The organism is Microbacterium sp. NPDC089189 (genome assembly GCF_040685095.1).
Lineage (GTDB): Bacteria > Actinomycetota > Actinomycetes > Actinomycetales > Microbacteriaceae > Microbacterium.
The window spans coordinates 102,321-120,859 of the sequence record NZ_JBFBHG010000007.1 but is presented as its reverse complement, the minus strand read 5'-3'; the positions used below and the strand labels follow the sequence as shown (position 1 = coordinate 120,859).

17 protein-coding genes are annotated in these 18,539 nt (G+C 69.6%); 6 read left to right on the top strand and 11 right to left on the bottom strand.

Annotated elements, in window-relative coordinates:
* The first annotated feature begins 32 nt into the window (after positions 1-32).
* Together AB0N73_RS06000 and AB0N73_RS05995 are read left to right on the top strand one after the other, a co-directional pair.
* Positions 33-206, top strand: a complete 174-nt coding sequence (locus AB0N73_RS06000; RefSeq protein ID WP_363561392.1) for a hypothetical protein — start codon at positions 33-35, stop codon at positions 204-206.
* 46 nt (positions 207-252) lie between these two features.
* The gene (locus AB0N73_RS05995; protein WP_363561391.1) at positions 253-924 is read left to right on the top strand and encodes a cyclase family protein; all 672 of its coding nucleotides are present in this window, start codon (positions 253-255) and stop codon (positions 922-924) included.
* A 178-nt stretch (positions 925-1,102) separates the two neighbouring features.
* On the opposite strand, the gene AB0N73_RS05990 is transcribed toward AB0N73_RS05995, so the two are convergent.
* From AB0N73_RS05990 to AB0N73_RS05960, 7 genes are all read right to left on the bottom strand, one after another.
* Positions 1,103-1,894 (bottom strand): hypothetical protein, encoded by a 792-nt coding sequence (locus AB0N73_RS05990; RefSeq protein ID WP_363561390.1) that lies wholly within the window; start codon positions 1,892-1,894, stop codon positions 1,103-1,105.
* Positions 1,895-2,154: 260 nt separating this feature from the next.
* The gene (pdxA, locus tag AB0N73_RS05985; RefSeq protein WP_363561388.1) at positions 2,155-3,201 is read right to left on the bottom strand and encodes a 4-hydroxythreonine-4-phosphate dehydrogenase PdxA; all 1,047 of its coding nucleotides are present in this window, start codon (positions 3,199-3,201) and stop codon (positions 2,155-2,157) included.
* Positions 3,198-4,349 carry a four-carbon acid sugar kinase family protein gene (locus AB0N73_RS05980; protein WP_363561386.1) on the bottom strand — a complete coding sequence of 384 codons (1,152 nt, stop codon included), beginning with the start codon at positions 4,347-4,349 and terminating at the stop codon, positions 3,198-3,200. The genes pdxA and AB0N73_RS05980 overlap by 4 nt, the downstream gene beginning before the upstream one ends.
* Positions 4,346-5,602: an exo-alpha-sialidase gene (locus AB0N73_RS05975; RefSeq protein WP_363561384.1), complete on the bottom strand. Its 1,257-nt coding sequence runs from the start codon at positions 5,600-5,602 to the stop codon at positions 4,346-4,348. The genes AB0N73_RS05980 and AB0N73_RS05975 overlap by 4 nt, the downstream gene beginning before the upstream one ends.
* On the bottom strand, positions 5,599-6,372 hold the full coding sequence (locus AB0N73_RS05970; protein WP_363561382.1) for an aldolase/citrate lyase family protein: 774 nt from the start codon (positions 6,370-6,372) through the stop codon (positions 5,599-5,601). The genes AB0N73_RS05975 and AB0N73_RS05970 overlap by 4 nt, the downstream gene beginning before the upstream one ends.
* A gap of 21 nt (positions 6,373-6,393) precedes the next feature.
* Positions 6,394-7,356, bottom strand: coding sequence for an aldo/keto reductase (locus tag AB0N73_RS05965; protein ID WP_363561380.1), 963 nt, complete (start codon positions 7,354-7,356; stop codon positions 6,394-6,396).
* A gap of 98 nt (positions 7,357-7,454) precedes the next feature.
* Positions 7,455-8,252: a DeoR/GlpR family DNA-binding transcription regulator gene (locus AB0N73_RS05960; RefSeq protein WP_363561378.1), complete on the bottom strand. Its 798-nt coding sequence runs from the start codon at positions 8,250-8,252 to the stop codon at positions 7,455-7,457.
* A 305-nt stretch (positions 8,253-8,557) separates the two neighbouring features.
* On the opposite strand from AB0N73_RS05960, the gene AB0N73_RS05955 reads away from it, so the two are divergent.
* Together AB0N73_RS05955 and AB0N73_RS05950 are read left to right on the top strand one after the other, a co-directional pair.
* Positions 8,558-9,415 carry an alpha/beta hydrolase gene (locus AB0N73_RS05955; protein ID WP_363561376.1) on the top strand — a complete coding sequence of 286 codons (858 nt, stop codon included), beginning with the start codon at positions 8,558-8,560 and terminating at the stop codon, positions 9,413-9,415.
* An 11-nt stretch (positions 9,416-9,426) separates the two neighbouring features.
* Entirely contained in the window at positions 9,427-10,701 is a 1,275-nt protein-coding gene (locus tag AB0N73_RS05950) for an SLC13 family permease (RefSeq protein ID WP_363561374.1), read from the top strand.
* Between the two features lie 445 nt (positions 10,702-11,146).
* On the opposite strand, the gene AB0N73_RS05945 is transcribed toward AB0N73_RS05950, so the two are convergent.
* The 4 genes from AB0N73_RS05945 to AB0N73_RS05930 form a co-directional block, all read right to left on the bottom strand.
* Positions 11,147-12,298 carry a DUF4190 domain-containing protein gene (locus AB0N73_RS05945; RefSeq protein WP_363561372.1) on the bottom strand — a complete coding sequence of 384 codons (1,152 nt, stop codon included), beginning with the start codon at positions 12,296-12,298 and terminating at the stop codon, positions 11,147-11,149.
* Positions 12,299-12,755: 457 nt separating this feature from the next.
* On the bottom strand, positions 12,756-13,493 hold the full coding sequence (locus tag AB0N73_RS05940; RefSeq protein WP_363561370.1) for a hypothetical protein: 738 nt from the start codon (positions 13,491-13,493) through the stop codon (positions 12,756-12,758).
* Between the two features lie 268 nt (positions 13,494-13,761).
* Positions 13,762-14,892 (bottom strand): hypothetical protein, encoded by a 1,131-nt coding sequence (locus AB0N73_RS05935; protein ID WP_363561368.1) that lies wholly within the window; start codon positions 14,890-14,892, stop codon positions 13,762-13,764.
* A gap of 193 nt (positions 14,893-15,085) precedes the next feature.
* Positions 15,086-15,289: a hypothetical protein gene (locus AB0N73_RS05930; protein ID WP_363561366.1), complete on the bottom strand. Its 204-nt coding sequence runs from the start codon at positions 15,287-15,289 to the stop codon at positions 15,086-15,088.
* A gap of 339 nt (positions 15,290-15,628) precedes the next feature.
* Here AB0N73_RS05930 and AB0N73_RS05925 point away from each other — a divergent pair, with 339 nt between their 5' ends.
* Positions 15,629-17,065 carry a DUF222 domain-containing protein gene (locus AB0N73_RS05925; RefSeq protein ID WP_363561364.1) on the top strand — a complete coding sequence of 479 codons (1,437 nt, stop codon included), beginning with the start codon at positions 15,629-15,631 and terminating at the stop codon, positions 17,063-17,065.
* Positions 17,066-17,725: 660 nt separating this feature from the next.
* Positions 17,726-18,427, top strand: a complete 702-nt coding sequence (locus AB0N73_RS05920) for a DUF6226 family protein (protein ID WP_363561362.1) — start codon at positions 17,726-17,728, stop codon at positions 18,425-18,427.
* Positions 18,428-18,539 lie beyond the last annotated feature (112 nt).

Below are 18,539 nucleotides of genomic sequence, written 5' to 3'. Positions count from 1 at the left end.
GCGCGCCGCCCAGCGGTGGCTAGGCTCAGCGCATGACACCCATCACTCCACCCGAACTCGCTGACGAGCTCGGCCACATCGAGACGCGCAAGGGCCTCAAAGTCCGCAACTATCTGCGGAAGACATACCCCGAGCACAAGAAGGGCGAGCGTTGGCACCTCTCGCCCGAGCAGGCGGACGACGTTCGTTCGCACTTCGCTCGGTAGTCCTCCCCATCCGGGCGAACCGACCCCGATCTGCGAGGATCGCTCCATGCCGCGACTCATCGACCTCAGCCACACCATCACCGCGGGGATGGTCACCTACCCCGGGCTGCCCGCTCCGACACTCACGCCGTACCTGACGCGAGAAGCATCCCGCGAACGCTACGCGCCGGGCACGGAGTTCGCGATGGACATCATCACCATGATCGGCAACACGGGCACCTACCTCGACTCCCCGTTCCACCGCTACGCCGACGGCGCCGACCTCGCGGCGCTCGATCTCGCCTCTCTCGTGCGCGTGCCCACCCGTGTCTTCCACGTGCGGGGCGCCGCCGATCGCGGCGTCGGAGCGCGGACGTTCGAGGGCGAAGACCTGGCAGGAAAGGCCGTGCTCATCGACACCGGATGGGACGCGCACTTCGGCACCGAGGCCTACGGCCACCCCGCCCCCTACCTGACCGGAGAGGCCGCGGCGGCGCTCATCGACGCGGGCGCGGTGCTGGTCGGCATCGACTCACTGAACATCGACGACACCAGCCCCGAGACCGGCGGCGCACGGCCGACGCACACGCAGCTGCTCGCCGCGGGCGTGCACGTGGTCGAGCACCTGACGGGCCTCGACCAGCTGCCCGAGCACGGTTCGTTCTTCACGGCGGTCCCGCCGAAGATCGAAGGCTTCGGCACCTTCCCCGTGCGCGCCTACGCCGAGATCGAGGGGTAGTCCCGAGAGCCGCTGCGCGACAGCATCCGCGTGGGTCTCACGGTGGGCACCCGCGCGGCGACTCCCCCGGCGGAGACTCCTGCGTCGCCGTGCGCGTGCACGCGAACCTGGGAGCGGTTCTACAACGACCTCGACCGCATCATCAGAGGCCACCCTCCGTAAGAAGGCACGGAGGTCTTCAGCCTTCCGGGTCGCGCACGAGCTCGCTCAACGTTGTTGCGTCTGCCGCCGTTGCGCGTTCCACGGCTCGTGCCAAAGCTCGCGCGGCATCCTGTCGCGCCTGCCTCATGACGCCACGCTTCGCGTCTTGCTCAGTACGGCGAGCAGCCGTCCGAGCTTCGCGAGCCGCGCGCTCCGCCTCTTGCTTCACCGCGAAACGATTCGTCCACGCTTCTCGCTCCGCCTGCGCAGCAGCGCGGCCCTGGGCAGCCGCCTTCTCGATCCAGAGCGGATCGGAGGCCCGTGAGCCATAGGACTCTAGCTCGGGCTCGGGGATGTGCCGAGGAAGTGCCACGTCGCTCAGGGGAACGTCATCGACGGCTGGTGGAGCCTCGTCATAGAAGGGCGGGGCGTAGCTCGCGTCGAACTCCTGAGCCTTCCGCATGATGGCTTCGAGGTGTTCTTCGGGGTCGGAGTCGTCTAATTGCGGAGGTCGATCTTGCTTCTCGCGCCACTCGCGCTCCAGCTGCCTCTTTGCTTCCCTTTGTTCCTGTTTGAGGTTCGCCCTCTGTTCAGATGCCCTCAGGTAGCTATTGTGATCGGCCTGCGCATTGGCTTCGTGAAGGAGCCTTCCGAAGTGGAGGCCGTCGCGGCTGTAGTGGCGGATGTACTCGATTCGTTCATCCAGAGGCATACGAGCAAGGCGCTCGATCAAGCGCTCGTGGTCCGCCTCAGCGTACGAGTTCAGGCGCGCCTTCACTTCGCGTTTCTTCTGTTCTCTCTGGTCTTTTCTCGACATGCCACGAGCCATAGGGGGATCGTATCGACAACGAGGCGACCCGCTGGCCGTCACCGACTTCGCGAACTACACGCAGGCTCTGGGAGCGGTAGCGGGCCGCGGGATTCTCCTCGTGGGCATCGCGGCCGGGTCTCTCCTGATCGTGACCATGGATGCCGAGCCACAAGGGCCCGATCTGTTACTCCCGAGGTTCGACCGGGCGCACGCATTCGCCGCGTTCGCAGAGCCGTCAAAGACTTTCAGCTCGCCCGTGTTGTGGAAGACGGGACAGCTCATGTGGTGACCCGGCTGCGTTGGGCGGCCTGGTAAACCGTGTCCCACTGCGGGGCGAGGCTGGCGGCACGCTCGCACGAGAGCACGAGACTCGCCTCACGCGCGATCCCGGTCCCGGCGATGTCGAACGCAGTGCCGTGATCGACCGAGACGCGCACCACCGGCAAACCCACCGTGATGTTCACACCGTCGTCTCCGTACACCGCCTTGAAGGGCGCGTGGCCCTGGTCGTGGTAGCAGGCGACGACCATCTTCCACTTGCCTTTCACCGCGGCCGGGATGAGCGCGTCGGCCGGGATCGGGCCGTGGGCGTTGATGCCCTTCGTGCGAGCCCGCTCCACGGCGGGCGCGAGCACGTCGGCATCCTCGTCTCCGAAGATCCGGTTCTCCCCCGCGTGCGGATTCAACCCGCAGATGCCGATCGGCTCGTCGGGAGAACCGAGCGCCTCGGCGAAGGCGCCCGCGAGCGCGAAGATGTCGTCGGTGCGCTCGGGCGTGGTGTCGGCGATGGCTTGCTGCAGCGACACGTGAGCGGTGAGGTGGAAGAAGTACAGATCCCCAGCCGAGAGCACGAGGCTGTAGTTGTCGACACCGAACTCATGGGCGAGCAGCTCAGTGTGTCCGGGCCACGTGTGCCCGCCCGCGTGCATCGCGGCCTTGTTCAGCGGAGCGGTGACGATGGCGTCGACGATCCCCTCGCGAGCGAGACGACACGCCTCGACGACGAAGCGGTACGCCGCATCCCCGGCCACCGGGCTGAGCTCGCCCACCACGACCTCGGCGAGGGAGGGGCCGGTCTGCACGACCTCGATGAGCGCCGGATCGTTGGTCGCGTCGCGGACGTCGGCGATCACGCGGACCGCCTGCGGATCGAGACCCGCGTCACGCGCGCCGCGGCGCAGGCTGTCGGCGTCGCCGATGACGACAGGAACGCAGACGTCGCGAAGTTCCGGGTGCCGCAGCAAGGTCTTCGCGGTGATTTCGGGGCCGATTCCGGCGACGTCGCCGAGCGTCAGGGCGAGGACGGGCTTGTGCGAGGAGGTCATGGGCGTTCCTTCGAAGAAGAGGAGGTGAGGGATGCGGGCTGCGCGGCGGTGCCGAGCAGATCGAGCAAGGTGGAGAGGGTGGTCGGGTCGCCGAAGCCCCCCGATTTGGTGACGATCGTCAGGGCATCTGCCGCTCCGCCTGCGATCGCACCGCTGGGACAGCCGCGGAGCACCTGCGCGCCGATCACGACGCGCTGCGCGCGAAGGCGACGGAGGACGGCGGCCGCGCCGTCGCCGCCGACCAGGACGAGCGCCCCGAACGGCCGGCGCGCGAGCGCTTCGGCCACCTCCGACGCGAAGACCTCGACCGCGGCTGCCGCGTCGGCGAGAAGCTCGTCGGGCGCGAGAACGAGGTCGTCATGGGCTCCCAGACGCGAGCGCACGTGCGCAACCTGCGCTCGCGACACCGGATGCAGGGAGCTCACCGCGAAGAGAACGCCCGGCGCCGTGGGCTGAGGTGTCGACGCCGCGCCGACCTGCCACCGCGTGGCGAGTGCGGCCGACAGCCCCCCGGAGCCGACGGCGACGACCGACGCCTCGACCTCCGCGAGCACAGCGGCGATGCCTTCGAGATCCTCGTCGGTCCGGGCGTCGAGGAGCGCGATCGGAACGGCACCGACCTCCTCGACCGAGGCACGTGTTCCCGCCGGTACGAGGACGGACATCGACGCCATCGTGACCGGGGCCACAGGATCGTCCGCCGCCGGCGACAGGTGGACCGGCCGGCCGTCGACGAGGAGCTCCCCGTCGACGACGACGCGTCCGTGCGCCGGGAACGCGGGACACACCGCCGCCGTGGCGGGTGCCCCCGAACGCGACCAGGAGTCGAGCCCCCCCTCGACCTGCGCGGATACCGAGCCGCGCATGGTGGAATCGATTTTGAGGAACAGGCGCTCGGCCCCGGCCGTGCGCAGCGCCGAGACGACGGTCGCTGTGGCCGAGCGAGCGTCGTCGAAGCCCATGTGACGCGTCTCGGCGTCGACGGCGAGCAGCACGGGGCGGTCGTCCGAATCCGTCCCGCTCGCCAGCGCAGCGACATCGAGCACGATCTCGGTGCGCCACCCCGCCTCGGCGAAGCCGACAGCGGCGTCCGCAGCGCCCGTCAGGTCGTCGGCGACGAGCCCGACGGAGCGAGGCGCGGTCTTCACGCGTCCGCCCGCACCCAGGTCGCGGCGAGACGCACGTGTTTGATCGCACGTCGGAAGTAGGTGTAGGCGACGTCGACGCTGCCATCGGGGGCGGGCAGGAGCACCGGGTACGAGAACTCGCGATTCACCCCGTCTCGCGAATTGTTGCTCAGGCAGTACCCGTCGCCCTGCTCGAGATCACCCACGACCCGGAAGGTGCGCCCGCCGTCCGACGAGACGGCGACGCTCAGCGGTGCACGCGGAGCGCCCCAGAACGGCTCTCCTGGAGCCAACCGCGTCTGCGCCGCCGCGGCATCCGTCGACGGCGGCAAGATGACGTCGCGGATACCGCCCTCGTCGATCTCGTCGTAGAGGCTCTCCCGGCGCCCTCGGGCGTCGCGCCGGCTGCTGTGGTTGTAGACCACGATCAGCCGGCCGTCGGCGAGCGTCCGGTGCTGCAAGGACGAATTGTTGTTGGGCAGCTCGGTCGCCTCGGGTACTGTCCACGTCTCGCCGTCGTCGAAGGACTCCGACCAGTGGATGGCGTCCGCCCGGCGGCTGCGGAAGAGCGCGTGGAGAGAGCCGTCGGGCCGCTCGACAATGCTCATGTGCACGCATCCCGTGCTGTCGGGAACCGCGACCTCGCGCCAGTGCACACCGTGGTCGTCCGAGATCATCACGGCGCTGGTGTCGAGCCCGCCGTCCCATGCCGAGCCGGGTCTCGACACGCAGTGGAAGACCGGGAGCAGCCAGCGGCCAGACCGGGTGACCACGAGCGGCTGGCGAATGAATATTCCGCCCTCCTCCGTGGCGGGGAACAGGGTCTCGGCCTCTCCCCACGTGCGAGCGCCGTCGGTCGAGATGCGCCGCCGCACCTCGGCGGTGTCCTGGTTGCCCGCGGACTGCGCGGTGTACAGGAGCCAGACCTCGCCCCCGGGGGCGCTGAACAGCACGGGGTTCTGCTCGGAGCGCGTCGGATCGTCCGAGACCGCGATCGCATCGGTCCACCGGTCAGAACCCGCCGAGAGTCGCGAGAACCAGATGCCGATGTCGCTGACCCCCTCCTGCGTTCCCCCGAACCAGACCAGGCCCAGGTCACCCCCGGGAAGCCGTTCGAGGAAGGCCGCATGGTTCTGTACCGCGGGTGTCGAGAGGTACGCCGCGGCGCGTCCATCCTTGCCTTCGACGGGGTGCAGGCAACCGTCGAGCCACGCCGGATCGAATCGGGCGGGGACATCGGCCTGTCGGTCGTAGCGGGACGGCTCGTCGTTCATCGCGCTGCCTCGCCCTTCGCGGCCGCGAGGTGCGACTGCGCGGCCTGTTCGAGGTGGACGACGTCGGATGCCACGGTGACGAAGCGGAAGCCCTCGCCGACCCGACGGTGGGCGACGGCGCCCGCGGCCGTGTGGATTCCGGGAATGAGATCGTTCGCCTCGCACGCGGCGAGGACGCGGCGAAGGGCCTCATCGAAGGCGGGCTGTACCGATGCATCGGCGGGGGATGTGCCGCCGAGCGCGATGGTGAGGTCTGACGGGCCGACGTACAGCCCATCGAGACCGGGGGTCGCCGCGATCGCCTCGACATTCGCGAGTCCGTCCGGTGTCTCGATCATCGCGAAGACCAGGATGCGCTCGTTCGCCTCCGCGGGGACCGGGCCCACCCGCAGCGCGGACCGCATCGGACCGTACGACCGGATGCCGAGAGGCGGATAGCGCGTCGCAGCGACAGCGGCCGCGGCGTCCTCCGCCGTGTTGACGAGGGGGACGATGACCGCCACCGCTCCCGCGTCGAGGGCGCGGCCGATGTGCGTCGCGTCGTTCGCGGCGACGCGCACGACGCCGGCGGCGCGCGAGGACGCGTCGATCGCGAGGAGGCCGTTGAGCATGCCCTGGTAGCCGAAGAGCCCGTGCTGTGCGTCGAGGGCGACGTAGTCGTACCCGGCGCGCGCGATGCGCTCGGTGCCGGCGGGATTGTCGAGCACGATCCAGTAGCCGAGGGCGGTCTCGCCCGCTCGCAGCTTCCGTGCCAGGTCGTGGGTGGTCATCGTCGTTCCTCCGGGGTCTGCTCAGCGGTTGTAAGCGGGCATGGGCCCGGCCAGGTGGGCACCGACGCGATCGCACGCGGCGATGACGGCTGCCGGCAGCGGGCCGCGAGCGGCGGCAGCGATGTTCGCGCGAAGGTGCGCGACCTTCGAGCCGCCCAGGAGAACAGTGTCGACGTCGGCGGAGCTCAGCAGCCAGCGCAGAGCGAGTTCGCTGAGCGGGATGCCGGCGTCGTCGGCGACGGCGGTGAGCTGACGCACGGCCTCCAGAAGATCGTCGTTCCAGTACCGCTGCGTGTACATCGCCGCGAGCCGGCTGTCACCGAAACGCCCGCTCTCCGGCTTGTGGTCGAGGGAGTGGGCGCCACTCAGCAGGCCACCGCCGAGCGGGTTGTAGACCATCGTGCGCAGTCCGGTCGAGCGGGCGAAATCGGTGTACTCCGCCTCGATCCGTCGGGCGACGAGATTGTAGAGCTGCTGCGCCACGACCGGACGCTGCATCCCGGTGGTATCCGCGATCTGGTGGATCTGCGCGATCTGCCACGCCGCGAAGTTCGAGACACCGTAGGAGGCGATCTTCCCCTCCGCCATGAGATCGGCGACAGTGCCGAGCGTGTCGTCGAGCGGTGAGAGACGGTCGGGCTGGTGCAGGTAGAACAGGTCCACCGCGTCACGACGCAGTCGGCGGAGACTCCCTTCGACGCTTCGACGCAGCGCCCGCGGGGACAGGGGGGAATCGTCGCCCGCGTCGGGATGCGGCATTCCGGCCTTCGTCGCCACGCGCAGCGTCGGCGCCAGGGAGGGAAGCAGCTCGCCGAGCATCACCTCGGTGGCCCCACCGGCGTAACCGTTGGCGGTGTCGATCATCCGGATGCCGGCGTCGGTCGCGACACGGATCATCTCCGCCGCCGTCGCGGCGTCGACCGTGTCGCCGAATGTCATCGACCCGAGGACGAGGCGTGCGGACTCGGTGGGGGTGGCGGTCATCGACGACCTCATCTCGTGCGGGGCGGACAGCGCGGGGGTGCGGATTCACCCTGACAGAAAAGCGCAGAACACGCAACAAGAGAGTTAAATTGCGTGATTTACGCACTCAAATGAGGGATCTCGCTGCCTGTCGCGTCCACCACGATGACGCGAACACCCCGTCTCTCGAACGAGGCGACCTGCGCGTCGGTCGCAGCCTCATCGGTCACGAGCGTCCAGGACGACGGCATCCGCACCCACGCATTGAACGGCGCCGAGCCGAGTTTTGCCGCGTGGGCGAGCACGTAGGTGACGACGGAGGAGCGCACCATCAGCTCCTTCAGCCGGGTCTGCGCGATACTGGCCTCGCAGATCCCCCGCTCCGCCGTCACGCCGTCGCATCCGAGGAAAACGGCATCGAAACTCAATTGCTCGAGCGCCATCTCCGTGATCGGCCCCTCGAACCCCTGTGAGATGTCGCGCAGATGACCCCCGAGGCACACGACCTCGACACCTGTCGCTCCCGAGATCGCCTCGAGAGGGGTCAGGCCGATCGTGGCGACGCGAAGGGGCGAGGTCTCCCGGAGGGCGTAGGCCAGCTCGGCGGTCGTGGTGCCCGCGTCGAGCAGCACACTCTGCCCCACCCGCACCTGCGCCGCCGCCCACAGCCCGATCGCACGCTTGGCGGAATGGGCGTCAGACCGACGGTCGCTGAGCGGCGCTTCCGCATGCGTGGGCAGTGCGATCGCCCCGCCGTACGTGCGGGCCAGCACGCCGCTCTCGGTCAGATGAGCCAGATCACGACGGATGGTCGAGGGCGTCACGCCGAAGGCCCGCGAGAGCTCCTCGACGCTCGCCAGGCCTCCGGACGAGGCCAAGCGACCGATCTCTTCCCGACGAACTACAGCCTTGGACATCCTCGTCCTTTCTCGAGCCCGGAGCCGACCCGCGCGGACCGGTGTCACCAGCATATCGAGCGCAGGAGCAACTTCACGCGCGAAATGCGCACTTGAGAACAGGTGTTGCGCGTAACACGCAGGAGCGAGTAGGTTGCTCCTGGCACTGAGTCGTGCCGCCACGTTCGAAGGAGAACAGATCTGTGAGTGGTCCGAAGCCCAGCGGTTACGAACCGCCGCCGGTGAAACCTCTGGCGCCCCCTCTCCGCGCCCCGCGCTACGAGGATGTGTTTCTGGCATCCGTCCCCCTCGACGACGGAAGCACGATGAACCTGCGGTTCGACGTGTATCAGAACCCCGCGCAGACCGAACCGGGGCCGTGTGTCGTCTACTTCTTCGGCGGCGGATGGATGGACGGCGACTACAAGCAGCGCACGAGCCAGAAGGCCGTGTACATGCGCGATCTCGCCGAGCTGACCGAGCGCGGGCTGACCGTCGTGTCGGCGTCCTACCGACTCGTGCAGCAGGCGGCCTTCCCCGCGTGCGTGCACGATGCGAAGGCACTCATCCGTCACCTCAAGGCGCACGGGCATGAGTACCTCATCGACCCGGCGCGCGTCGGCGTGCTCGGCAACTCGGCCGGCGCCCACCTGTCGGCGATGGTCGCCCTGACCCACGGCGACCCGGAGATCGACGGTCGGGTCGGCGACGACCTCGATCAGGATCCCTCGGTCGCCGCCGCCGTCCTTTACTACGGCCCCAGCGACCTCGTCTCGATGGCGCGTTCGACCGGTGCCCGAGACACCTCCGGCAGCGAGGTCGACGACATCTTCGCCTCCGACGATGTCGGGATGTTCGAGGTAGTGCTCGGCTACGACCGGTCCCGCCACGACGGACGGTCGCTCGAGCGCCTATGGACCGAGGGGGAGGGGCAGGACTACCTCGAGGTGCTCCGACGCTTCAGCCCGATCACACACGTCTCGGGCGCACACCCGCCGATCCTGATCCTTCACGGCGGGAAGGACGCCCTCGTCCCCCTCGCGCACAGCGAAAACCTCTATGACGCCCTGGTCGACGCCGGCGCGGATGCCACCTACCTCACGTACTCGCGCGGTGCCCACGGCCCCTCGCTCGGCCCCGAAGTCGACGCTTTCGCGTACGAGTTCCTGATCTCCCGCCTTTAGGAAGGCCCCTCATGGACGTCACCATCATCCTCATCGTGCTCGGTCTGATGATCGTCGCGATGATCTCCGGCAAGTTCGACCTGGGCTTCCCACCCATCGCGGCCGTGACAGTGCTCGCCGCGCTCAACATCGTCACGATCCCGCAGGCCTTCTCGGGGTTCACCAATCCCTATCTGATCATCACAGCGGCGTTCCTGGTCATCAGCAACGCCTTCTCGAAGACACCCGTCGTCTCCCATATCCAACGCGGCGTGCTGGCGCTACAGCGACGCACGAGCGGCGTCGTGCTGTTCGGCGCGCTGATCCTGGCTGTCATCGTTCTCGCCAACCTCATGCAGCCCGGGCCCGCGGTCCTCCTGACGATCGTGCTGCTGAGCACCCTGCCACCCGCCGGTCCCGTCACCGCGCGCCAAATGCTCCTCCCCCTCGGCGCCCTCTCGAACCTTGCCCAGGGCAAGCTCCCGATCGGGGTCGCGCTGCTGGGAGTGGTCTTCGTCAACGGCTTCCTCGAGACCGCGGGGCTGGACTCCACCGTCGGCATCGAGCACTTCCTGCTGATCGGCCTGGCGCCCATCATCATCGCCATCGTTTACATGCTGCTCACCTATCGGTTCCTCCCCCGCGGCCCGATCGCCGCCGGCGAGGGCGCGGCCGAGGACGAGACCGAGGGCGCACCCCTGTCGACGTTCCACCAGATCGTGATCTACATCGTCTTCCTCGGTGTCATCGCGGCGGTCTTCTTCGCCAGCGCTCTCGGCGACTATCTCGCGGTCATCCCCGTGATCGGCGTCCTCGTCCTGCTGGTCACCAAGGCCATGAGCTCGCAAGCCGTGCGCTCGACCCTGAGCATGAGCATCGTCTTCCTCCTGGCCGGCGTGTTCGGTCTCGCACAGATCATGTCCGACAAGGGCGTGGGCCAGGCGCTGGGAACCGGGCTTCAGGCGCTGATGGGAGATGCCGCGAACGGGTGGACTGTCGTGTTCGTCTTCGCGTTCGCGACGGTGCTCCTGGCCAACCTGACCGGCTCCAACTACGGAACGATGTTCATCATGGCCCCGATCGCCGTCACCACCGCGGCCGCCGTCGGACTCGACCCGCGCGGCATCGCGATCGCCGTGGTGTTCAGCGCCCTGTCGAGCATCATCCTGCCGCTCGACACGGCGATCGGCATCACCTTCGCCAGCGGTCGCTACAAGATGAGCACACTGCTGCTGTGGACCGTGCCGCTCACGGTCGTCTACATCGCCGCGGTGTGCGTGAGCGCGATGGTGGTGTTCCCCACCTGAACTGATCGCGTTCGACGCTATGAGGGCGCCAGCATGAGCTGGCGCCCTCATAGCGTCCATACGCGCGGTTGCGTGGGTGCGCGCCATGGAGGATGTCACCGCCGTTCTTGCTGAACGGCCATGAAGCGACCCGTCCTTAGTCCACTCACCATCATTCCCCGATCGGATCGTCCCACCGGGTGTCGCAGCTCACCCGTCGTAGCCCACCCGTCGTTGCTCGCCCGTCGTTGCTCAATCGCCACGGCTCACCCGTCTTAGTTCACTCGTCGCGAAAGCGGGGTGCCGGAGCCCCAGGACCCCGCTTTCGCGACGAAAGAACTGCCATCGGGGCACGGCTTCTCAGATCTCGTCGCCTGTGCCCGATCAGCGCCCCGCAGTGTCTGGGCCGAGTACGCCGAGATCGAAAGGGCATTCCGCTGGTCGGCGAGCGACAGCATCCGCTCGCTCAGTAGTAGTAGTACGCGCCGGACGTCAGAATCACTACGTAGACGATGGTGATGATCACGCCGAAGGCGAGCGACACGTAGGCGACCACGAGGCCGGCGATCGCGAGCCCGCGGCCGCTCTCGCCGGTGCGGCGGATCTGCCCCAGCGCCATGTGGCCGAACACCACGCCCAGCACGGCGAATACGAACGCGAAGACGAGCGCCAGGATCGCCATCACGTTCGTCGCGCCGGGGGCGACGAATGCGGGGTGCTCGGGCGTGGCCCGATGCGCCGCCGCCCGGTGGCGCTCAGAGATGCGCGACCATGCCAGTGCCAGCGCCACCACTCCGAGCCGGATGGCCACGGTGTCGATCAGCAGCACGACGATGCCGACGAGCGGCGCATCGTTCGTGTACACCCAGTACGCGACCCACCGGGTGCCCAGCGCGAAGATCGCCTGCGCCACGAAGAGAACACCGACGGCGGCGTACCCCGCGCCACGCAGAGGGCGTGCGACCGCCCACGCGAGGAACATCAGCACCACCATCACCACGTGGGGAAGCCCCAAGAGGAACAGCGGGAGCGCGAAGACGCTCGTGAGCAACGCAAGCACCGTCGCCCCGAGCCCTATGAAGATGCCGCCGACCCTGCGCCCCACCGTCGGCGCAGCGACACCCGCAGCGACCGTCACCGCCAGCGGTGGCACGAGAGCCGCCCACGCCCACCATCCGAAGCCCGAGTAGAAGCCGTACGGCACGAACGTCGTGATGACACCCGCCACCGTCGGCACGACCACGACGATGGCGAGCACGGTGAGCCACAGGGCGCGGAACCGCCCTGCCGACTCCGGAGCCTGCATCGGAATGCCGGGCGGGATGGGGCCGGGCGGGATGGGGCCGGGCCCCACCGGCGCGGGCTGCCGGGCCGCGGCGTACGCAGCCGGAAGCCGAGGCACGGGCGGGATCACCGGCGGCGCGGCGGCCACGGGTGCACTCTGCTGCGCCGCCCACGCGGCGAGCGCGGGATACACATTCGGATGCCGGGCGATCTGCGGCGCGAAGTCGGGCTGCGCTCGGGCGATCTGGGCGAGCGCCAGCGGCGGCGTCGACGGATCGTGCAGGTCACGCCACGCCGCTTCGCGACGCTGGTCGGCCGATGTCGGGTCGGTCATGAGAGCTTCCTTCGCTCGATCGTCCAGCCACCGAACGACCGGCGGCTTCGGTCGCGACGATGTGCGCTCCCCCCAAGGACGAGTCACACTATGCCGCACCGCGGCATCCGAGGGCCAGCGCGTCATGGGCGCGGCAACGCCCGGGCCGACGCGGTCACGCCTCTCTTCCGGCGGGCCGACAGGCTCCGCCACTCTGCCCTCCGCCCTACGTGGCGCTCCGGGCGCTCCGGGCGCGAGCGACCGCCGCTTCTTCGCTCACGTCCCTCGTGAGCGTGCCCACCCCCCGCTCACCCCCCCCGCTCACTCGTCACAAAAGCAGGGTTCTCACCCTGAACGACCCGGCGTTTGCGACGAGTGAGCGGGCATGGCGGACACCGCCTCCAGGAGCTGCGTCAGAATTCCGTCCCTGGTCGAAGACGCGCACGGCACGAGCGCGTCGAGAAGCGCCCGGTGTTCATTAGACCGGCCCGGCAACGCCCGGGGCCGACTCTGTCGCGCCTCTCTTCCGGCGGGCCGACAGCCAGGGGATGACGAAAGCCAGAACCAGGGCGACGAGGATGACCCGACACATCCACAGAAACACGGGCGATTGCACCTCGTATGTGCCGGGCAGACCGAGCAGCGCGAGAACGATCTGCGGGGCGGCGAAGCGGCCCGGTAGCGCACCGCTGAGATCGAGGGCGCCCGCGCCGAAGAGGATGAAGGCCGCGAGAGAGAGCAGCACCAACGGCATCATGAGGCGCACATGGGCGCCCTTCTCGCCGCGGATGAGACCGACGATGGCGCCGATGAGGGCCGACACGGGCCACACGATGAAGAACCACAGCAGCGGACCGAACAACACCCCCACCAGGATGAGCAGAGCGTGGATCCCCAGGGTCCCGAGCAGGTTCTCAACAGTGGCGGGGCCGAAGTAGCCCGGGTTCGACGTGATAGGCGGGATGGCGAGAACGAGGATGCCGACGGGAAGGGCGGCGAGGGGCCACCACAGCGATGCGAACCGCACGCGGCGGCCCGTGAGCGACGTGTGCGCGATGAGCTGGATGGTGAGGGCGACGACCACCATGGGAACACCGAACGCCGACACGAACGACGCCGCCCCGTCGTTCGCTGCGGGATCCAAGGCGAGCGACGACACCGCCGAGACGGTCAACCCCGCGACGACGAGCCCGATGACCGGACGCACGATGCTCACGATCGGACGTTCGACACGGGGCACCTCGCCCAGTCCACCGTTCTTCAGCCCACCCACTGTCACTCCTCGCTGAGCCTGTCGACGCGCCGGCTCGATCATCACGCCGGCGTCATCCCGCTTTCGGATGGCACCGACCGCATCCATATCTGTCACCGCGCCCGTTCGCGGCGCAGGCCGTCGAAGACTATCGCGGGCTCGGAGCCCCCGCATGCGCGCCGACCCGCTCCGCGCCCGCGGGGATCCGTGACGGATTCCCGTTCGGCCGGCGTCACCGTTTGCACACCCACCGGAAGAATCGGCTGATGGGACCGCGAGGCGCGTCCTCGCGCCGGTGCCTGTCGATGCGCACGTCGAGCTCCGTGATCTGCGCGTCCCACCTGTCGATGGCGTCGCAATCGCTGCGCTCGAGAATCGAGACCGCCGCGGCGGCGACCGACCCGCGCCACCGCCGCGGCGTGCTGAGCGCAAGGGCGACGAAGAGAACCCCGACCAGCAGAAACGCCAGTCCCCACCAGACCCATCCGGCATCCTGCGTGCGAGCCCAGCCCACGATCTGCACCGCCGTCATCGCGAGCCAGCCGGCCCCGGCGAACACGACGCCCGCCACGCGCACCAGCCAGCCGACCACGCCGCGCCCGAAGTAGCGCGCGCCCTGCACCAGGAAGACGCCGTACCAGCTGCTCGCCACCAGGACGACGACGAGCCAGACGGTCGTCCAGATCGAGTCGGCATCCGAGTTCAGCACGATCATGGCGACGGCAGCGCTTGCGGGCAGGCCCACGATGAGGGCCACCACCCAGGCGGCGAGCGCCCACCACGCCCTGCCGATCGTGACGGCGCGCGCACCGGATGCCGCGCCCACCCGCGCCGACGCTCGCTCCCGGGACGCCAGGATGCGCTCCCTCTGCACCGGCGCGTTGGGAGCCCACGACGCGCCCACCCAGAACGCGAAGTAGCACGTGAGCCCGACGACCGCCACGACGCCCACCGCCTCGCCCACCCGATCCACGCGCACCACCATGGCCGGCACGGCGATGGCCCCGAACGGCACCGCGATCAGCACGCAGAAGACCGCGCCCATCTCGAATCGCCTCTCGGCCGCGGCGTGCTCTATGACGTTCAGCTCACGCCGATCGACGACCGCGTAGGTGATCCGCAGCACCAGCACACTGCTCGCGACCACCGCGAGCAGTGTCGCGGACGCGGTGCGGAACCCGGCACTCACCTCCACGACGACCTGCCACGCCGACGTCGCACCCGCGATCTCGAGCACCACGACGAAGACGACGGCCAACGGCGCGACCGCGAACATCAGGCCGGCGCCCACCGTCGTGACGGCCTGCCTTCCTCGCGTCACGGGGATACCGGGGATGTGCGTGGCAGCGGGCTGAGGCGACATGCCGGCACGCTACCCGGCCTCGCACTCGAGCTGCGTGACATCCGGATGTAGCGCGGGGCGTGCTGGGCGTTGCATCGGGCGCGCGAACCGCGCTGGGCGGGCGCCGCGTCAGGCGTCGCGTCAGGCGTCGCGGCGTCAGGCGTCGCGGGCGGGCGTCGCGTGAAGCGTCGCGCCGCGTCAGGCGGGCGCCGCGTCAGGCGTCGCGGGCGGTGCTGCGGGTCGTTCGAGGCGTTCCGATCGGGAACAGCGGGAGCACAAGTCCCGCGATGCAGATCAACGGCCAGAAGCTGCTCGACGCGATCGCCACCACGATCCCGAGCAGGGCGATCCCGATGGCGAACGACCACACGACCCGCGTGAGCCACAGCGGAACAGCGGTCGCCGACGAGTCACTCATATGAAAAATCCTAACGATCGCCATCCGGAATCGGGCAGACGCACACCTCCTTGACAGGCGTGACGTGGGGCCGCGGAACACCCTGTGGCTTCGCGAGGCCGTGGCCAGCTCAGCCGCCGGAGGGATCCCTCCGATCCGACCCGCGAGGCGCGTGCTCGCGTCGGCGCATACTCCGGCGCACGTCGCGCGACGGGAGACGCCATCCGAGCCGACGATGTCGGAGGTCGATGCGAGACTTATGGCAGGTCGAAAGCAACCGCTCTCGATCCGTTCCATCGCCGAGTGCCCCGGCGAGCAGCGACAACGCACCCGCGTTGCCGCCGACTCAGTGAGGGTGCCATGCGCAGCGACGGGATCATCGGTTTCAGCGACGCCGACCAGGCCACGCTGAGCGAGATCGCGCACGCCGTCGAGCAGGCGGATGCGGCCGTCGCCGCCGCCAAGGCGCAGCTGACGCGTGCGCTCGCCCGCGCCGAGAAGCTCGCCCGCGAGCAGAGCGCGGGGTCACCGCGCCGGGTGCGCGATCACGACATGGCCCAGCGCGCGATCGCCCTCGAACTGGCCGCCCGCCTTCGCGTCTCCGACCGCACCATGCAGCGGCGCATGAACGCCGCCGCCGAACTGGCCGACGACTACCCGCTCACCCTCGATGCGCTCACCGAGGGCCGCATCCACGAGGGGCACGTGCGTCTCATCACCGACACCGGCGCGGTGCTCCCGCCCGAGGCGCGCGCGGCGTTCGAGGCCGAAGCGGTGCGGCGGTGCGAGGCCGACACCCCCGGCCGCGTGCGCGCCGGGCTCGAGATCCTCGCCCAGCGCCTGCATCCGCGCAGCCTCACCGAGCGTCATGCCGAGGCGCGGGAGGGTCGCCGGGTTTTCCTCACTCCTCTCGCCGACGGCATGAGCCAGCTCGGGCTGATCGTGCCCACCATCATCGGCGAGGGCATCTACGACCGCGCCACCCGCATGGCCCGCGCCCTGGCCGACCTCCGCACCCAGGCGGCCGAGCGACTGCGCGAGACCCGCGCCGCCGGCCTGCCCGACAACCCCGACGACATCGCCTACGCCACCGACACCCGCACGATCGACCAGGTGCGCGCCGACGTGCTCGCCGACATGGCCCTCACCGCCCAACCCGGCGCCGATCCCACCCGCAGCGACGACGGGCCCGGCACACTCGGTGCCATCCGCGCGCACGTGCAGGTGGTCGTTCCCGCCCTCACCCTGCTCGGCACCGACGACTCCCCCGCCGACCTCGCCGGCCGCGCACCCATCGACGCCGACACCGCCCGCCGCCTGGCCGGCGGCTCGGCCACCGGCTGGGATCGCCTGCTCACCGACCCCATCACCGGCCAGGTGCTCGCCACCGACCGCCGCGACATCCCTCCGGTCCTGCGCCGCCAGATCACCGCCCGCGACGGGCGGTGTCGCGCACCCGGGTGCCCGGCCCCCGCCATCCGGTGCGAGATCGACCACGTGCGCGACTGGGCCCACGGCGGCCCCACCCACGTCGACAACCTGCAGTGCCTCTGCCAACGGCACCACTCGATGAAGCAGTTCACCGCCTGGAGGGTGCGGATGCTCGAGGGCGGCCTCGTCGAATGGACCTCTCCCCTCGGCGCCACCTACACCGACCAACCCCCACCACCCGCGGTGCATTTCGTCCCCGACGACGAGCAGTCCCCTTACCGCGACGCGATGACCGACGCCCGGGGCGACCCCGACGGTCCGCCACCGTGGGAGAGCTCTGCCCGCACCCCGCTTCTCGCCCGGTAGCTCGCCCTCACCGCCGCGCTTCTTCCCTCGCTCACTCGTCGCCCCGTGCGCACTCGTCGCCCCCGTCGCACTCGTCGCCCCCGTGCTCGCTCGTCGCCCCCGTGCTCGCTCGTCGCCTTGGTCCTCACACGTCGCCTTCGTGCTCACTCATCGCCTTCGTGCTCACTCATCGCTCTCCTTTGCGCACTCATCGCCTTCTGACGCACTCGCCACCGCCCTTGCTCACTCGTGGCCTCCTTGCTCACTCGTCGCAAAAGCGGGGTGCGGAGCCAGAACACCCCGCCATTGCGACGAGCGAACAGAACATCGCGCCATGCATCGCCCCCTCGCGCAGCCATCCCCTGCCCGCTCGCGCCCCTCTGCCCTGCCCGCCTCCGTGCTCACTCGTCGCAAAAGCGGGGTGCGGAACCAGAACACCCCGCCATCGCGACGAATGAACAGAACATCGCGCCACGCAACGCCCCCTCGCGCAACCTGGCCTGCCTGCTCGCGCCCCTCGCGCAACTCTCCCCTGCGCGCTCGTCGCAAAGGCGGGATGCGGGACTGGAACACTCCGCCTTTGCGACGAGCGAACGGGATGACCCCCTGCACGCACCGCACCTGCACGGCACCGCATCCACCACGCGCGCCCACGTCACGCCGGTGCGCGAGGATGGGCGGGTGAGTTCCTATCGGCGTCCGGCGATTGATGCGCCGGTGTTCCGCGACGAGCACGGCGAGGTCATCGACTACGGACGCCGCTGGACCGGGTCGCCGCCGGAGCACACGTACTCGGTCGAGACCCATCCGCAGCGGTTCGCGCCTCTTCACACCGTTGCCGACGCGCTCATCGCGCACCTCCGCGACACCTACGATGTCCACATCGACGAGGGCGTCGAGGTCGCGACGGATCTGCTCCGCCCGCCCTTCAACGCCGTCCTTCGCGCCGTGCGAGTGCGACCGAACGACCCGGCGTGCGCACCGCTCACGTTCATCTTCACGGACTACCCGGGCCTCCATCTGCACGCCGGGCTCCTGACCGATTTCCTGTACCCCGTGTGCGGATGCGACGCGTGCGACTCGACGTGGGAAGCCGAGGCCGACGGCCTCGAGCGGCACGTGCTCGCCATCGTCGCGGGCGACTACCGCGAGAGCATCGAGCGCACGCCGGAGCCTTGGGTGACCTTCAGCCTCACCTACCCCGACGACATCGGGACCTCCCCCGCCGGCACCGGACACGGCGGACGATCTCGCGCGGACGACATTCCGGCGGCGCGGGTGAGCGAGGCGGAACCACGCCTCCGCAGCATCCCCGCCGGGTGGGCCCCATGGCCTCGCGCCGCATGCCCCGGCGCCGCGTCGCCCTCTGCCCCGCGCGACTGAGACCCTCGCCCGCCGCACACACGACCCAGCTCACTCGTCGCAAACGTGCGGTGCCGCGCGCGCCCACCGCGCCTTCGCGACGAATGAACAGCGCCCGCGCACAGCGCCGCGT

What these genes read in the sequence shown, in the direction of transcription:
- AB0N73_RS06000 (WP_363561392.1), top strand. Translation starts at nt 33, where the DNA reads ATGACACCCATCACTCCACCCGAACTCGCTGACGAGCTCGGCCACATC.
- AB0N73_RS05995 (WP_363561391.1), top strand. Translation starts at nt 253, where the DNA reads ATGCCGCGACTCATCGACCTCAGCCACACCATCACCGCGGGGATGGTC.
- AB0N73_RS05990 (WP_363561390.1), bottom strand. Translation starts at nt 1,894, where the DNA reads ATGGCTCGTGGCATGTCGAGAAAAGACCAGAGAGAACAGAAGAAACGC.
- pdxA (WP_363561388.1), bottom strand. Translation starts at nt 3,201, where the DNA reads ATGACCTCCTCGCACAAGCCCGTCCTCGCCCTGACGCTCGGCGACGTC.
- AB0N73_RS05975 (WP_363561384.1), bottom strand. Translation starts at nt 5,602, where the DNA reads ATGAACGACGAGCCGTCCCGCTACGACCGACAGGCCGATGTCCCCGCC.
- AB0N73_RS05970 (WP_363561382.1), bottom strand. Translation starts at nt 6,372, where the DNA reads ATGACCACCCACGACCTGGCACGGAAGCTGCGAGCGGGCGAGACCGCC.
- AB0N73_RS05965 (WP_363561380.1), bottom strand. Translation starts at nt 7,356, where the DNA reads ATGACCGCCACCCCCACCGAGTCCGCACGCCTCGTCCTCGGGTCGATG.
- AB0N73_RS05960 (WP_363561378.1), bottom strand. Translation starts at nt 8,252, where the DNA reads ATGTCCAAGGCTGTAGTTCGTCGGGAAGAGATCGGTCGCTTGGCCTCG.
- AB0N73_RS05955 (WP_363561376.1), top strand. Translation starts at nt 8,558, where the DNA reads ATGAACCTGCGGTTCGACGTGTATCAGAACCCCGCGCAGACCGAACCG.
- AB0N73_RS05950 (WP_363561374.1), top strand. Translation starts at nt 9,427, where the DNA reads ATGGACGTCACCATCATCCTCATCGTGCTCGGTCTGATGATCGTCGCG.
- AB0N73_RS05945 (WP_363561372.1), bottom strand. Translation starts at nt 12,298, where the DNA reads ATGACCGACCCGACATCGGCCGACCAGCGTCGCGAAGCGGCGTGGCGT.
- AB0N73_RS05935 (WP_363561368.1), bottom strand. Translation starts at nt 14,892, where the DNA reads ATGTCGCCTCAGCCCGCTGCCACGCACATCCCCGGTATCCCCGTGACG.
- AB0N73_RS05930 (WP_363561366.1), bottom strand. Translation starts at nt 15,289, where the DNA reads ATGAGTGACTCGTCGGCGACCGCTGTTCCGCTGTGGCTCACGCGGGTC.
- AB0N73_RS05925 (WP_363561364.1), top strand. Translation starts at nt 15,629, where the DNA reads ATGCGCAGCGACGGGATCATCGGTTTCAGCGACGCCGACCAGGCCACG.